A 13972-nucleotide genomic window follows, 5' to 3' on the forward strand; every position below is an offset into this window, starting at 1 on the left:
GCAAGCGGGGCGAGTGAGAACAGCGTCGCCGTGGTCGAGCTATCGCGTCCCAGTGGAGTTGCCGAACTTCGCGTGCAGCGCCGGAAACAGCCGGTCCGGCTTGAACGGCGGCGCGGTGAAGCGGATGCCGGTGGCGTTCGCGATCGCGTTGCCGAGTGCGGCCGCGACCGGATTGTACGGACTCTCGCTCATCGACTTCGCCCCTAACGGTCCGATCGTGTCGGACGTCTCGGCGAAGAACACCTCGGTGCGGGGCACGTCCGCGAAGGAGGGCAGGTGGTAGTCGCGGAATTTCGGGTTGGTGACGCGCCCCTCGGCGTCGATCACCATCTCCTCGTAGAGCGCGGCGCCGAGCGCCTGCGCCACGCCGCCTTCGACCTGACCGCGGCACTGCATGGGATTGGCGACCACTCCAGCGTCCGCGGCGTGCACGCTCCTGAGAATCCTGAGCTCGCCGGTGGCCTTGTTCACGGCGATACGAAAACCCTGGATGTTGAAGCCGACCGAACGCGGTGTTCCCTCGGAATTGCCGCTGCCTGCGAACGGCTGCCCGCGCTCGCGCGCGAGCTTCACCAGCTCCGCAAAAGACATGCGCCGGACGCCGCTGACGACGGCGTTGTCCTCGAGCGCGCAGCTCCCGATGTCACACAGCCACGCGCCGGCGGCGGCCGCCTTCAATTCGGTCGCAAGCTGCAGGGAAGCCGCATGGGTCGCCTTGCCGGCGACGAACATGCCCGCGCTGCCATAGGCGCCGGTGTCGTGGCCGCCATGGGCGGTGTCGGACTGGCGCAGTCGGATTCTGTCGACGGTGGTCGCGAGCGTGGTCGCGGCGATCTGCCGGTGCACGGTGCTGGTGCCGTTGCCGAATTCGGCGGTGCCGACGGTGAGATCGAAACCGCCGTCATCGTTGAGCGTAATCGTCGCGTCGGCGAGGTGGCCCGCCGGCGGCGCGGTGTCGATCATGGTCAGCGCGACGCCGTCACCGATCAGCCAGTCCGGCGACAGGTCCGGCTGCGGGCTATCGGCCTGCATCGCGCGCTCGACGAGGTCGAGGCACTGGTCGAGCCCGTAGGAGCCGTAGAGCACGTCGTGAAATTCGGACGGCGGCGGCGACAGCATGGGATCGCCATCCCTCACGATGTTGCGCCGGCGCATCTCGTAGGGGTTGATGCCGAGCTGCCGGCCCAGCTCGTCAATCGCGGCCTCGATCGCGATCAGTGTCTGCGGCAGGCCATAGCCGCGAAACGCGCCCGCCGGCACCGTGTTGGTGTAGACCGCGTAACCGTCGACCCGCTTGTTCGGGCAATTGTAGACCGCGATGGACTCCGACAGCGAATGGAACATCACCGGGCCGGCGTGATTGCCGTAAGCTCCGGTGTTGGAGAGCACGTCGAGCTGGAGCGCGGTGAGCTTGCCGTCGGCATCCGCTCCGGCCTTGATGTGGACCCGCATCGGGTGCCGCGTCGAGGTCGCGATGAACTGCTCCTCGCGGGTGAGCTCCAGCTTCACCGGACGTCCCGTCTTGAGCGCAGCGAGCGCCAGAATGTCCTCGACGAACATCTCCTGCTTGCCGCCAAAGCCGCCGCCAACGCGCTCGCAGAACACGCGGACCTTGTCGGGAGGAAGCTTGAAGATGTCGGACAGCGCGCGCCGGGTCAGGAACGGCACCTGGGTCGAGGTGCGGACATTGAGCACGCCCGAGGCATCGAGCCAGGCGAGGCCGCCATGGGTCTCCAGTGCCGCGTGCTGCACGCGATGACTGTGGAAGGTGCCCTCGAAGGTGACGGCAGCTATCGCGAGCGCCGCCGCGACGTCGCCGAACTCGCCATGCGTCTCCGCAGCGAGGTTGCGCTGAGCGTCGGCGATGCGGTTCGCGGTGGTGCGGTCGGGATGAATGACGGGCGCACCGGGCGCCATCGCCTGCTCCGGATCGATCAGCGCAGGCAAAATCTCATAATCGAGCTTCAGCCGGCGGCAGGCCTCCTCGGCGGCGGTTTCGCTTTCGGCAACGATGGCGGCAACCCTCTGGCCAATGAAGCGGACGACGTCGTCGAGAACGCGGGTGTCCTCGGGGTCCATCCAGTCCATCTCGTGCCGCGCGGTCGAGATCAGCATCGAAGGTGCGTCTTCATGCGTCAGCACCGCGTGCACGCCGGGAACCTTCAGCGCCTCCGACTTGTCGATTGCGACGATCCTGGTGTGGGCATGAGGCGAACGCACCAGCTTGACGTGAAGCAGGCCCTCGATGGCGGTGTCGAAGGTGTAGCGCGCGTCGCCGCGCACGATGTCGGGGCCTGCCGGCGCCGGCAGGCTGCGGCCAAACGCGGCTCCGGGCTCGACGCTCGCCTCGACATTGGTCTTGCCGAGCAATGCATCCTCGATCGAGCGATAGCCGGTGCAGCGGCAGATATTGCCCTTCAGCGCCGCGCCGAGATCGGTCCGCTGCGCCTGGTTCAGCGAGGCGCAGGTCAGGATCATGCCGGCGGTGCAGAAGCCGCATTGAAAGCCCTGCGCGTCAAGGAAAGCCTGCTGCATCGGATGCGTGCCGTGGTCTCCGCCCAGACCTTCGATCGTGGTCACACTGCGTCCCTCGACGCGGAACGCCGGGATCAGGCAGCTGTGCACCGGCTCCCCGTCGAGCAGCACGGTGCAGGCGCCGCAGTCACCGGCGTCGCAGCCCTTCTTCACGCCGAAATGGCCGAGCTCGCGCAGGAATGTGCGCAGGCACTGGCCGGCGCGCGGCTCCTGCGCAAACGGTTTGCCGTTGACCTCGAAGCTCATGACGGCATTGCCCCCAGCAGCTCGCGGCGAACCTCTTCGGCGAGCCGCAATGTCATGTGCTTGCGCCAGAGCGGCCGGCCGTGGATGTCGGTGTGGTACAGATCGTCCGTGATCTGCTGGGCGATCGCGTCGCCCAGCGCGCTCGCGTCCGGGGCCCGGCGAAAGGACAGCTGGATCGGCCGCACCGTCGACGCGGTGACCGTGAGCGTCAGCGTGCCGTCGGCATCGAGGCTGCCGATCAGGAGCGCCGCCGAGCGGCCGACCGGCGCCAGCGAGATCTGGCGATATGCCGTGCGGCGTTTCAGCGCGGCAATCCCAATATCGATCTGGCGAAGCAGGTCGCCCGGTGTCAGGCGATTTCGCTGGTTGCCGGTGACGAAGTCGACGACAGGAATCCTCTGCTCGCCGCCGCCGGCCTTCCAGATGGTGCAGACGCCGCCCAGCGCTGCAGTGAGCGAGATCATCGGTCCGGCCGGCAGCGACATGCAGAGATTGCCGCCGACAGTCGCGGACTTCCAGATCTTGAAGGACGCAAGGAAGGCGCGGCAACACTGGTTGATCAGCGGCGCGGCGAGCCAGTCGGGCGGGCAGGCAAGTCCATCGAGCTGCGCGACCGTGCAGGTGGCGGCGATGGAGAGATGTTTGTCCGTGATCGTCAGCGCCGGCCATTTCAGGTCGGTCAGATCGATCAGCCGCTTCAGATGCACCTGCGGCTCCGAGAACAACCACGTGCCGCCCGCGAGCCAGGCGTCGCCTGCCGTCCAGGCCGGCAATTGCGCTCGCGTTTGCGGATGGGCGACCGTCGTGATGGTGTTCAAATCCATGGCTGCGCCAAAGCTTCCGCCGGTGAATCGTGCCGATGAGTCTTGCAAGACCGGAGCCAAGTGGCAACAAACAAGTCGCAATAAAACAAGTCCTGGCGCGAAGGTGGCTGGGCCAGCGTTTTACCTGGCTGGCCTGTCAGCGGATGTAAAGGAGAAGCGGGATCATGAGCGACGCAAAGCCGATCTGGATCAGGGATCCCCTGGCCATCCTCGCCGACGGTGCCGAGCGCGGGATCGTGGTAAAGGACGGCCGCATCGTTGAGCTCGTGCCGGCTGGCGCCGCGCCAGCGACCGCTGATGTCGTGGTGTTCGATGCGAGCGAACATGTCGTGCTGCCGGGCCTGATCAACACCCATCATCATTTTTACCAGACGCTGACCCGGGCGCTGCCGGCGGCGATGGATCGGGAGCTGTTCCCCTGGCTCCAGGCGCTCTACCCGGTGTGGGCGAGGCTGACGCCCGAGGCGCTCGAGCTCGGCGTCACCGTGGCGATGTCCGAGCTGCTGCTGTCGGGCTGCACCACCACGACCGATCATCACTACGTCTTCCCCGCGGGCCTCGAAGACGCCGTCGATATCGAGGTCGCCGTGGCGAAGCGTCTGGGCGTGCGGGTGCTGCTGACGCGCGGCTCGATGAACCTGTCGCAGCGCGACGGCGGCCTGCCGCCTGACAGCGTGGTGCAGGACGAGGACACGATTCTCGCAGACAGCGCGCGCGTGGTTGCCAGGCACCACCAGCGCGGCCTGGACGCGATGGTGCAGATCGCGCTGGCGCCGTGCTCGCCGTTCTCGGTGACGACGTCGCTGATGCGCGCCACCTCCGATCTCGCTGATAAGCTCGACGTGCGCCTGCACACCCATCTCGCCGAAACAGAGGACGAAAACAGATTCTGCCAGCAGATGTATGGCTGCCGTCCGCTCGACTATCTCGAGCAATGCGGCTGGCTCAATGCGCGGACCTGGCTCGCCCACGGCATATTTTTCAACGCCGATGAGATGAAGCGGCTCGGCAAGGCGAAGACGACCATCAGCCATTGCGCGTGCAGCAACCAGCTGCTGGCGTCCGGCTGCTGTCCTGTCTGCGAGATGGAGGAGGCCGGCGTCGGGATCGGGATCGGTGTCGACGGCTCAGCCTCGAACGACGGCTCCAACCTGATGCAGGAGGTCCGCGCCGCCTTCCTGCTGCAACGGGCGCGTTACGGGGTGTCCAAGGTCAGCCACAAGGATGCTTTGCGCTGGGCGACCAAGGGGTCGGCAGCCTGCGTCGGCCGGCCGGAACTCGGCGAGATCGCCGTCGGCAAGGCTGCGGACCTCGGGCTGTTCAGGCTCGACGAATTGCGCTTCTCCGGTCATGGCGACCCCTTGGCCGCATTGGTGCTGTGCGGAGCGCATCGGGCCGACCGGGTGATGGTGGCGGGAAAATGGGCCGTGATCGACGGTGCGATCCCGGGCCTCGACGTGGCAGACCTCATCAGCCGCCACAGTTCGGCGGCGCAGGCCATGCGGGCCGGATAACGCCAAGGCAGGATAGAAAGAGGGGGCGACCACAAGTGCCGGGTGCTTCTGGCCACCCCCTCCGAACCTCCTCCGGGAGGAGCAGGTGATCTAGCCTAAGCAAGAAGCGTGCTACTTGCCCGGCAGCTTGTCGTCGATGCCCTTGACGTAGAAATTCATGCCGAGGATCTGGCCGTCGTCGAGGTGATCGCCGCCCTTGCACTCGACCGGCTTGCCGTCCTGCCCAACGATCGGGCATTTGAACGGATGCAGCTTGCCTGCAGTGATCGCGGCTTGGGCATCCTCAGCCAATTTTTTCACGTCGTCAGGCATGTTGGTATAGGGCGCCATCGCGAACATGTGACTGTCGAGGCCGCCCCAGCTGTCCTGGGACTTCCAGGTGCCGGCAAGCTCGGCCTTGACCCGCTCGATGTAGTAGGGGCCCCAGGTGTCGAGGATCGAGGTCAGCTGGGTCTTGGGCCCGAACTTGATCATCTCGGAATCCTGGCCGAAGGCGAGCTTGCCGCGTTCGCTGGCGATCTGCATCGCGGCGGGCGAATCCGTGTGCTGCATGATCACGTCGGCGCCCTGGTCGATCAGCGCCTTGGCGGCGTCGGCCTCCTTGCCCGGGTCGAACCAGGTGTTGGCCCAGATGATCTTGACCTTGATGTCAGGCTTGATGGTCTGCGCGGCCAGCATCGTCGCGTTGATGCCGGAGACGACCTCCGGAATCGGGAACGAGCCGATATAGCCGAGCACGCCGGACTTCGTCATCTTGGCCGCGATCAAGCCCTGGATGTAGCGGCCCTGCCACCATCTGGCCGAATAGGTCGACATGTTCGGGTTGCGCTTGTAGCCGGTGGCGTGCTCGAAATGCACGTTCGGATATTTTTTCGCGACCTTCAGCGTCGGATCCATGTAGCCGAACGACGTCGTGAAGATCAGCTTGTTGCCGGCGCGGACGAGCTGCTCGATGGAGCGCTCGGCGTCGGGGCCTTCAGGCACGTTCTCCAGATAGGTGGTCTCGATCTGGTCGCCCAGCTCCTTGACCAGCGCCTGCCGGGCGAGATCGTGCTGATAGGTCCAGCCCAAATCTCCGATCGGACCCAGATAGATGAAGCCGACCTTGAGCTTGTCGGCGGCGGAGGTTGCACTGACGCTTCCGGCCAGCAAAAGCCCGGCAGCCAGCGCAAGAAGGGATTTCCTCATCATCGATCTCCAAACATCAGGGGAAAGCCACGATGCGCAACGCGCGCGCCCCATCGCGCGCGCCGCGGAAATGAAATTCAGCGGTCAGGTACGAACACGGTGCCGAGCGCGGCCGGGGCGGTCGAGCCGCCGCTGCGCGCGCGGGAGAGCAGGACCAGCACGATGACGGTCGCAAGATAAGGCAGCGCCGACATGAATTGCGAGGGAATGCCGATGCCCCAGCCTTGCGCGTGCAATTGCAGGATCGTCACTGCCCCGAAGAGATAGGCGCCGACCACGAGCCGGCCCGGCCGCCAGGACGAGAACACCACCAGCGCCAGCGCGATCCAGCCGCGGCCCGCGGTCATGCCGGGTATGAAGAACGGCGTATAGGCGAGCGGCAGATAAGAGCCGGCAAGGCCTGCGCAGGCACCGCCAAACATCACGGCGAAGGTGCGGATGCGCAGCACGGGATAGCCGAGGGCGTGCGCAGAGGCGTGGTTGTCGCCGCAGGCGCGCAGGATCAATCCCGCCCGCGTGCGGTACAGGAACCACCAGACGCCGACGACGAGTGCAATCGAGAAGTAGACGAAGCCGTCCTCGCCGAACAGCACGCGCCCGACCAGCGGGATGTCAGTGAGGCCCGGAATGGCGAGATGGACTGCCGGCGTGATGCGCTCGCCGACGAAGCCGGCGCCGATCAGCCCGGACAGCCCGACGCCGAGGATGGTGAGCGCAAGACCCGTCGCGACCTGGTTGACGGCGAACCCGAGGGCCATCAATGCGAAGATCAGCGACATCATCGTTCCCGCGATGATGCCGAACAGCGCGCCAATGAAGATCGATCCGGTGAGCCATGCGCCGGCAAAGCCGCAGGCCGCGCCAACGATCATCATGCCCTCGACGCCGAGATTGAGCACGCCGGAGCGCTCGGTCACGAGCTCTCCGGTCGCGGCGATCAGCAGCGGCGTTGACGCGGCGAGCACCGAGAGGATGATGGCTTCAATGAGTTCCACGGGCCACCTGACGGTTCGGGAAGCTCAACTTGAAGCGGTAGAGGATCAGGGAATCGCAGGCGAGCACGTAGAACAGCAGAATGCCCTGAAAGACCTTGGTGACATCCAATGGAATCTTCATCGCGATCTGCGCCTGCTCGCCGCCGATAAAGGTCAGTGCAAGGAACAGGCCTGCAATTAATATTCCAAGCGGATTCAGCCGGCCGAGGAAGGCGACGATGATCGCAGTAAAACCGTAGCCCGGGGAGATGCCAGGCTGGAGATGTCCGATTGGACCTGCGACCTCGATGATGCCGGCGAGACCTGCGAGCGCGCCTGATACCGCGAAGGTCAGGATGATCAGCTGATTGGCGTTGAAGCCGCCGAACCGCGCGGCACGGGGGGCTGCGCCCACGACGCGGATCTCGAAACCCTTGATGGTTCGCCCGAGCAGGATTGCGGCCGCCGCGACGACAAGAAGCGCAATGATCGAGCCGAGATGCAGCCGCCCGCCCTCGATCAGCAACGGGACAGTCGCCACCGGATCGAACTCGGCCGTGGTCGGGAAGTTGAAGCCGTTGGGGTCGCGCCAGGGCCCGCGCACGAGATAGTCGAGAAAGAGGTCGGCGACATAGACCAGCATCAGGCTGGTCAGGATCTCGCTGGCGCCGAACTTCACCTTGCAGATCGCCGGGATCAGCGCATAGAGCGCGCCCGCGGCGGCTGCGAGCAGAGCATCGCCGGCAGCACCCAGGCGCCGGCATCGGTGCCCTGCGTCTTCACCGCGATCCAGCTTCCGGCAACTGCGCCGATCAGGAATTGGCCCTCTGCGCCGATGTTCCAGGCATTGGCGAGATAGCAGAGCGACAGCCCGATCGCGATCATCACCAGCGGCGTCGCCTTCACCGCGATCTCCTGGAGCGAATAGCCGTCGGTCAAGGGCGCAATGAAATAGGCGTGCAAGGCGAGCAGCGGATTCTTGCCGAGGATCGCGAACAGGATGACCATGGTGACGACCGTCAGGCCGATCGCGATCAGCGGCGAGACCAGCGCGATCGTGCCCGAGCGTTCGGCGCGCTTCTCAAGCACCAATTGCATGCGCGGCCTCCCTTGGCTCGAGGCTGCTGCCGCCCATGAGAAGGCCGAGCTTTTCGCGCGTCGCCTCGCGGGTCGCGAGCGGTGCTGACAGCTTGCCGTGGAACATCACGGCGATGCGGTCGGCGATCTCAGCGAGCTCGTCGAGATCCTGGCTGGTCACGAGAACGGCGGCGCCCGCGGTTGCCAGATCCAGCAGCGCCTGGCGAATGACGGCGGCGGCGCCGGCATCGACGCCCCAGGTCGGCTGGCTCACCACCAGCACCGCGGGGTTGCGCAGGATTTCGCGTCCCACGATGAACTTCTGCAAATTGCCGCCGGAGAGGGATGCGGCTTCCGGATCGCGCTTGGCCTTGCGGACGTCGAACGTCTCGGTCGCACGGTCGACGGTCTTCAGCGTGGCCGCCGTATTGATGAAGCCGCGATGGACCATGCCGCTGGCGGCGTGTCCGGTGAGCAGCGCGTTCTCCGAGAGCTTCATGCGCGGTGCGGTGCCATGACCGAGCCGCTCCTCGGGAACGAACGCAGCACCCAGCTTGCGCCGCTGCGTGATGGAGAGATGGCCGGCGGCAATGCCTTCGATCACCACCGTGCCCGGGTCCTTCGACAGGCGCTCGCCGGACAGCGCGGCGAACAGTTCGTCCTGGCCGTTGCCGGCGACGCCCGCGATGCCGAGGATCTCGCCGCCCTTCAGCTCGAACGAGATGTGCTCGAGCCGTACGCCGTGCGCTTCGCCTGGTGCGAGCGAAAGATCGTTGACGACGAGCCGCGGAACGGTGGTCTTCCGGCCGGATGCCGCCTTCAGTTGCTTGATCTCGCCGCCGACCATCATGCGGGCGAGCGAGGCCGCGGTCTCGCGCCGGGGATCGCAGGTCTCGACCTTCCTGCCGCCGCGCAGGATCGTGGCGGTGTCGCAGAGCCGCTTCACCTCCTCGAGCTTGTGGCTGATGTAGAGGATGGCGCGGCCTTCGGCCTTGAGCCGCTCCAGCACGACGAACAGTTGATCGGCTTCCTGCGGCGTCAGGACGGCGGTGGGCTCGTCCAGGATCAGGAATTTCGGATCCTGCATCAGCGCGCGGACGATCTCGATGCGCTGGCGCTCGCCGACCGACAATTGCCAGACCTCGCGTTTGGGATCGAGCGGAAGGCCGTAAGTCTTCGACATCTGCTCCAGTCGCGCCGACATGTCCCTGAAGGACTCCCGTCCGTCGAGGCCGAGCGCGACGTTCTCGGCGACGGTGAGATTGTCGAACAGCGAGAAGTGCTGGAACACCATGCCGATGCCGCGGCTGCGGGCTTCGGAGGGACCGGACAGCACGACCTGTTGGCCCTGCCAGCGAATCTCGCCGGCGCTGGGCTGGATCAGCCCGTAGATCGCCTTGACCAGCGTCGACTTGCCGGCACCGTTCTCGCCGAGCAGCGCGTGGATTTCGCCGGGCCAAATATCGATGTCGATGGAATCGTTGGCGAGGAAATCGCCATAGCGTTTGGTGAGTCCGATCGTCCGCAGCAGCGGGGGCTCGCCGGAATTCAGGTCGTCAGGTGTCGAATCCAACATTCGCTGATGCGCTTGCATGGTGAAATGCCGCGATAGTGGGCCAGTTTGAGCCCCGGCGTAAGGTGTGAAAATGCGTCATCCCTTGCTCAACGCTGTGGCAGGCACCTTGTGTCGGTGCGCCTGCGCCGGCCGAGACGAAGCCCCCCTGCTCAAACGCCCACGCTCGGCCATGCCGGCTTGGCTGTCGCCGGCGCCTGTTGCAGATTTGTGACGGTCCAAGCCAAATCGGAACCCGCTATGCAGACCTGACGTCGCAGTGAGCAAAGTTGCGCCATCGCGCTTATGCAATGCGGATCGACGCAACATTGGCTCCCGACCATCGCGCCTGCAATATCCGCTCGGCATGAAAGAAGAGCGAAATCAAACGGGAATGTCCGGCAACAGCCGGCGTCGCCGGCAACAGCCGGCGTCGCCGGCCGCATGCCGGCTGCAGAAAGCCTGCTAAATCCTACGAAGAGACGCCGCCCCTTGCCGAAACAAGCGGCATGCCTTGAAAAAAGTTGAGGCTTCTCCCTCCGGGAGATCGGCGCAAGTCTCGCACCCAAGGGCGTTCATTGACGTGTCCACACTTGGGGGTATTCAGGATGTCGTTTCGTTTCAGGGCAATTGCAGCAGCGGCGCTGTCACTTGCTACGCTCGCCACCGGTGGCTTGGCTTTCGCGGCGGATCTGCCGGTCAAGGCTGCCAAGAAGGCGGCGGATCTCCCGTTCTTCCTGGTGATCGATAACCGCGTCACCTTCTCCTACATCTTCAACGCCTCGCAGCCCGGTGCATGGTCGTTCCGGCCGGATGGATCGATCGACAGCAAGACCACCAAGCAGGTCTACTCGTTCACGCATTTCGATCTCTGGGCATACGGCACGAACTTCTTCACCATCTCGATGTTCAAGTCCGATCACAATGATCCGTCCGGGCCCTGCACCAACGCGGGCACGATCTTCGGCGCGCCGGCAATTTGCGCCGGTGCAACGGAGATCTACGGACTGTTCCGCTCGACGTTCGGTTGGAATGAGCTCTTCGACACCAAGGCCTTCACCGCGGGGCCGCTTCACAACATCTCGTTCGAGGTTGGCATGGATGCCAACACGGAGAACCGGTATTTCGGCGCCGCCAAGCGCGACGTCGTCGGCGGTCTGCAGTTTGCGTTCGATCTGCCCTACAAGGGTTACATCAACGTCGCACCGCTGGTGTACTGGGAGTTCGCCAACCACAACTCGTTCAGCCAGTGCGGACTGTTCGGTGCCGGCGTTCCCGGCGTGACCTGTCTTGCAGACGGCAATACCTCGTTCAAGCCGACCTGGGCGGTCGAGGTCAATTACTATATGGATCTCGGCTTCCTGCCGCCGAACATGCAATATTTCTCGATCAGCGGCCGCGCCGGCTGGTACGGCAAGAAGGGCACCGACACCCAACCGCTTCCCTACAGCCCGGCGAACGGCGTCTACAACACGGCGGTCGAGTTGAATTCGGAGCCCATCCGCCTGACCTTCGATGCCTCGAAGGCCGCCTGGGGTGACAAGTATTCGCACTTCGTGGACGTCTGGGTGGCTTACCGCTACTGGCAGAACAAGTTCGGTCTCGATCACAACCTTGCCGTCGGCTGCACCACGGCGGTCGGTGGCCGGACGGTGAGCACGGGATCGTGCACCGAGTCCTCGCTCTACTCCGGCATCACCGTGAAGTTCTAGCTGCCTGACGCTCGGCAGCTGTAGGGTGGGCAAAGCGACTTGTCCGACGTGGCTCGAAGAGCGAAGGCGGAAGCGTGCCCACCACTTCTGCTTCCGTAGGACTCCGATGGTGGGCACGGCGCAGGCGCGCCTTTGCCCACCCTACGATTTCAAGCTTGTGGTTACGCCTACTTCGTCCAGACACCGTCGTGCAGCGCTGCGGCTTCGTCCTCGAGCAGCGGACCAACGACTTCGGTCAGCCGCTGGCCGCTGGCAAAGACCTCGCGGCACGGCAGGTCGAGGGTCGGGTTCTCCGGATGGTTGCCGGTGACGCCGCGCAGGCGATGCTCGCTGAGGCCGTAGACGACGCGGCCGATGCCGGCCCAGTAGATCGCGCCGGCGCACATCGCGCAGGGCTCTGCCGAGGAATAGAGCGTCGCTGTCGCCAGCACTTCGCGGCCGAGTGTGCGGCAGGCCTGGGTGGCCGCGAGACGTTCGGCATGCGCGGTGCCGTCATGATCCGGCATGTAGCCGTTCTCGGTCTCGATCAGAACCTTGCCGCTCGCATCGACGACGATGCAGCCGAACGGGTGGTTGCCATGGGTGAGGGAGCGGCGGGCGACCGCGAAGGACAAACGCAGAAAATGCTCGTCACGCTCGGATGCGTTGGCCATCGATCCTCCGCCGTCAGTGCCCCGCCATGCGCCGGCCGATCGTCGCATGACCAGCTTCGCTGGCCCGTCCTTCATACACGAATTCGCCGTGGAACATCTCCACCAGCCGGCTGGGTTCATTGACGGTACCTTCCGGATAACCGATTGAAAATATTGATTATGCGGGCCGTTCGGGTCCTGATAAAGGTGAAACTATTGGTGCGCCTGTGCATGACCGGCGTGACGCAGCCTGCCGCGTACGCGCATTCATGCTAACCACGCGCAGGTTGGGACGGGCGCCGGTGCGTGACTGGCCGCCGAACGTGTACCGATGGTCGCCAGACAGCCGCTGCCGCGGTCCAGAGAAGAGAAAGCTCGTCGAGATGAGTGCCGTCAACGCCGTTCAAAATGCATCGCTCGGCGAAGAGATCGTGCGAGGGATCAACGATCTGGCTGCGATCTCGGAAGCAGGCGACAACCTCACCCGCATCTATCTCACCAAGGAGTTGCGCAAGGCGGCGGACCTCCTGCTGAGCTGGATGCGCGATGCCGGCATGAGCGCGCGTCTTGACGCGATCGGCAATGTCTGCGGCCGCTACGAAGGCGAGCGGCCGGGTGCGCCCTGCCTGATGCTCGGCTCGCACTACGACACCGTACGCGATGCCGGCAAATGGGACGGGCCGTTGGGCGTGATCACGGCCATTGCCTGCGTTGCCGATCTCAATCGCCGTGGCAAGCGCCTGCCGTTCGCGATCGAGATCGTCGGCTTCGCCGACGAGGAGGGCGTGCGGTTTGCTTCGACCTTGCTGGGCAGCCGTGCGGTGGCCGGCACCTTCGACGAGAGTGTCTTGAATGCGCGCGACCGCGACGGTGTGTCGATGCGCGATGCGCTCGTGCAGTTCGGCCTCGACCCCGATCATATCGGAGCGGCCGCGCGGACGCGGCGCGAGCTGCTTGCCTATCTCGAATTGCACATCGAGCAAGGGCCGGTGCTGGAAGCGCAGGACCTGCCTGTCGGGGTCGTCACCGCGATTGCCGGTGCCACGCGGCTTGCCGCGCGGCTGACCGGCATGGCCGGGCACGCCGGCACGGTGCCAATGGCGCTTCGGCGTGATGCGCTCGCGGGCGCGGCCGAATGCATCGGGGCGATCGAGCAGTTTTGCCGCACCGACGCGAGTGGGCTTGTCGGCACGGTCGGCTACATCCAGGCGAGGCCCGGGGCGACCAATGTCATTCCGGGTGAGGTGTCCTTCACCATCGACATGCGCGCGCCGACCGATATGCACCGCAAGCGCGCGGTGGCTGACGTCGTCCGCCAGATCGAGGCGATCGCCAGGCGCCGGCACTTGGCCCTCCAGCTCGACGTCACTCACGAGAACCGCACCGCGCCTTGCGCGCCGTGGCTCAAGGGCCAGATCGCGCAGGCGATCGAAGCGGAGGGGTTCTCGGTGTTCGAGCTGCCGAGCGGGGCAGGGCACGACGGCATGGCCATGATCGACATCGCCGATGTCGGCATGGTCTTCGTCCGCTGCCGCGGCGGCATCAGCCACCACCCGGACGAGCATGTGGAGCTCGCCGATGCCGACGCCGGTGCGCGGGTGCTGCTGCGGGTGATCGAGAATTTCAGGCCCCGGGAAGGGTAGGCTGAAGGAGCCCCGCTGGAAGCCGGTGCGTCATCTGGACGAAATACGAATCAGCCATGCTTTGGGTGGTGGCCG

The 13972-nt window shown here is 65.3% G+C and carries 9 protein-coding genes and 1 pseudogene; 3 read left to right on the forward strand and 7 right to left on the reverse strand.

Annotation, left to right across the window (positions count from 1 at the left end; translation table 11 throughout):
* Nucleotides 1-39: 39 nt before the first annotated feature.
* Together CIT37_RS13055 and CIT37_RS13060 are read right to left on the reverse strand one after the other, a co-directional pair.
* Complete coding sequence (locus tag CIT37_RS13055) at nt 40-2781, reverse strand: molybdopterin-dependent oxidoreductase (protein ID WP_095425730.1); 2742 nt, start codon at nt 2779-2781, stop codon at nt 40-42.
* Nucleotides 2778-3605, reverse strand: a complete 828-nt coding sequence (locus tag CIT37_RS13060; protein ID WP_095425729.1) for an FAD binding domain-containing protein — start codon at nt 3603-3605, stop codon at nt 2778-2780. The genes CIT37_RS13055 and CIT37_RS13060 overlap by 4 nt, the downstream gene beginning before the upstream one ends.
* Nucleotides 3606-3769: 164 nt before the next feature.
* On the opposite strand from CIT37_RS13060, the gene CIT37_RS13065 reads away from it, so the two are divergent.
* Nucleotides 3770-5119, forward strand: coding sequence for an 8-oxoguanine deaminase (locus CIT37_RS13065; RefSeq protein WP_095425728.1), 1350 nt, complete (start codon nt 3770-3772; stop codon nt 5117-5119).
* Between the two features lie 111 nt (nt 5120-5230).
* Here the strand turns inward: CIT37_RS13065 and CIT37_RS13070 are convergent, their stop codons facing one another.
* The 4 genes and pseudogenes from CIT37_RS13070 to CIT37_RS13085 form a co-directional block, all read right to left on the reverse strand.
* Nucleotides 5231-6307, reverse strand: coding sequence for a BMP family ABC transporter substrate-binding protein (locus CIT37_RS13070; RefSeq protein WP_038949189.1), 1077 nt, complete (start codon nt 6305-6307; stop codon nt 5231-5233).
* A 77-nt stretch (nt 6308-6384) separates the two neighbouring features.
* Nucleotides 6385-7302 carry an ABC transporter permease gene (locus tag CIT37_RS13075; RefSeq protein ID WP_028142656.1) on the reverse strand — a complete coding sequence of 306 codons (918 nt, stop codon included), beginning with the start codon at nt 7300-7302 and terminating at the stop codon, nt 6385-6387.
* Nucleotides 7289-8379 (reverse strand): annotated as a pseudogene (locus CIT37_RS13080) (ABC transporter permease). Before CIT37_RS13080 ends, CIT37_RS13075 begins: the two are co-directional and overlap by 14 nt.
* Nucleotides 8363-9934: an ABC transporter ATP-binding protein gene (locus CIT37_RS13085; protein WP_028142654.1), complete on the reverse strand. Its 1572-nt coding sequence runs from the start codon at nt 9932-9934 to the stop codon at nt 8363-8365. Before CIT37_RS13085 ends, CIT37_RS13080 begins: the two are co-directional and overlap by 17 nt.
* 584 nt (nt 9935-10518) lie before the next feature.
* On the opposite strand from CIT37_RS13085, the gene CIT37_RS13090 reads away from it, so the two are divergent.
* Nucleotides 10519-11622, forward strand: coding sequence for a hypothetical protein (locus CIT37_RS13090; RefSeq protein ID WP_038971996.1), 1104 nt, complete (start codon nt 10519-10521; stop codon nt 11620-11622).
* A 167-nt stretch (nt 11623-11789) separates the two neighbouring features.
* Here the strand turns inward: CIT37_RS13090 and CIT37_RS13095 are convergent, their stop codons facing one another.
* Complete coding sequence (locus CIT37_RS13095; protein WP_038949187.1) at nt 11790-12275, reverse strand: nucleoside deaminase; 486 nt, start codon at nt 12273-12275, stop codon at nt 11790-11792.
* Nucleotides 12276-12637: 362 nt separating this feature from the next.
* Between CIT37_RS13095 and CIT37_RS13100 the strand changes: the two genes are divergently transcribed.
* A complete protein-coding gene (locus tag CIT37_RS13100; protein ID WP_095425727.1) occupies nt 12638-13897 on the forward strand; it encodes an allantoate amidohydrolase in 1260 nt (419 codons plus the stop codon).
* The last annotated feature ends 75 nt before the right edge of the window (nt 13898-13972 follow it).

Source organism: Bradyrhizobium ottawaense (genome assembly GCF_002278135.3).
Taxonomy (GTDB): Bacteria; Pseudomonadota; Alphaproteobacteria; order Rhizobiales; family Xanthobacteraceae; genus Bradyrhizobium; species Bradyrhizobium ottawaense.

Excerpts from the sequence above, each read along its gene's own strand:
- CIT37_RS13060 (WP_095425729.1), bottom strand. The coding sequence starts at position 3,605 with ATGGATTTGAACACCATCACGACGGTCGCCCATCCGCAAACGCGAGCG.
- CIT37_RS13065 (WP_095425728.1), top strand. The coding sequence starts at position 3,770 with ATGAGCGACGCAAAGCCGATCTGGATCAGGGATCCCCTGGCCATCCTC.
- CIT37_RS13085 (WP_028142654.1), bottom strand. The coding sequence starts at position 9,934 with ATGTTGGATTCGACACCTGACGACCTGAATTCCGGCGAGCCCCCGCTG.
- CIT37_RS13095 (WP_038949187.1), bottom strand. The coding sequence starts at position 12,275 with ATGGCCAACGCATCCGAGCGTGACGAGCATTTTCTGCGTTTGTCCTTC.
- CIT37_RS13100 (WP_095425727.1), top strand. The coding sequence starts at position 12,638 with ATGAGTGCCGTCAACGCCGTTCAAAATGCATCGCTCGGCGAAGAGATC.
- CIT37_RS13090 (WP_038971996.1), top strand. The coding sequence starts at position 10,519 with ATGTCGTTTCGTTTCAGGGCAATTGCAGCAGCGGCGCTGTCACTTGCT.
- CIT37_RS13055 (WP_095425730.1), bottom strand. The coding sequence starts at position 2,781 with ATGAGCTTCGAGGTCAACGGCAAACCGTTTGCGCAGGAGCCGCGCGCC.
- CIT37_RS13070 (WP_038949189.1), bottom strand. The coding sequence starts at position 6,307 with ATGAGGAAATCCCTTCTTGCGCTGGCTGCCGGGCTTTTGCTGGCCGGA.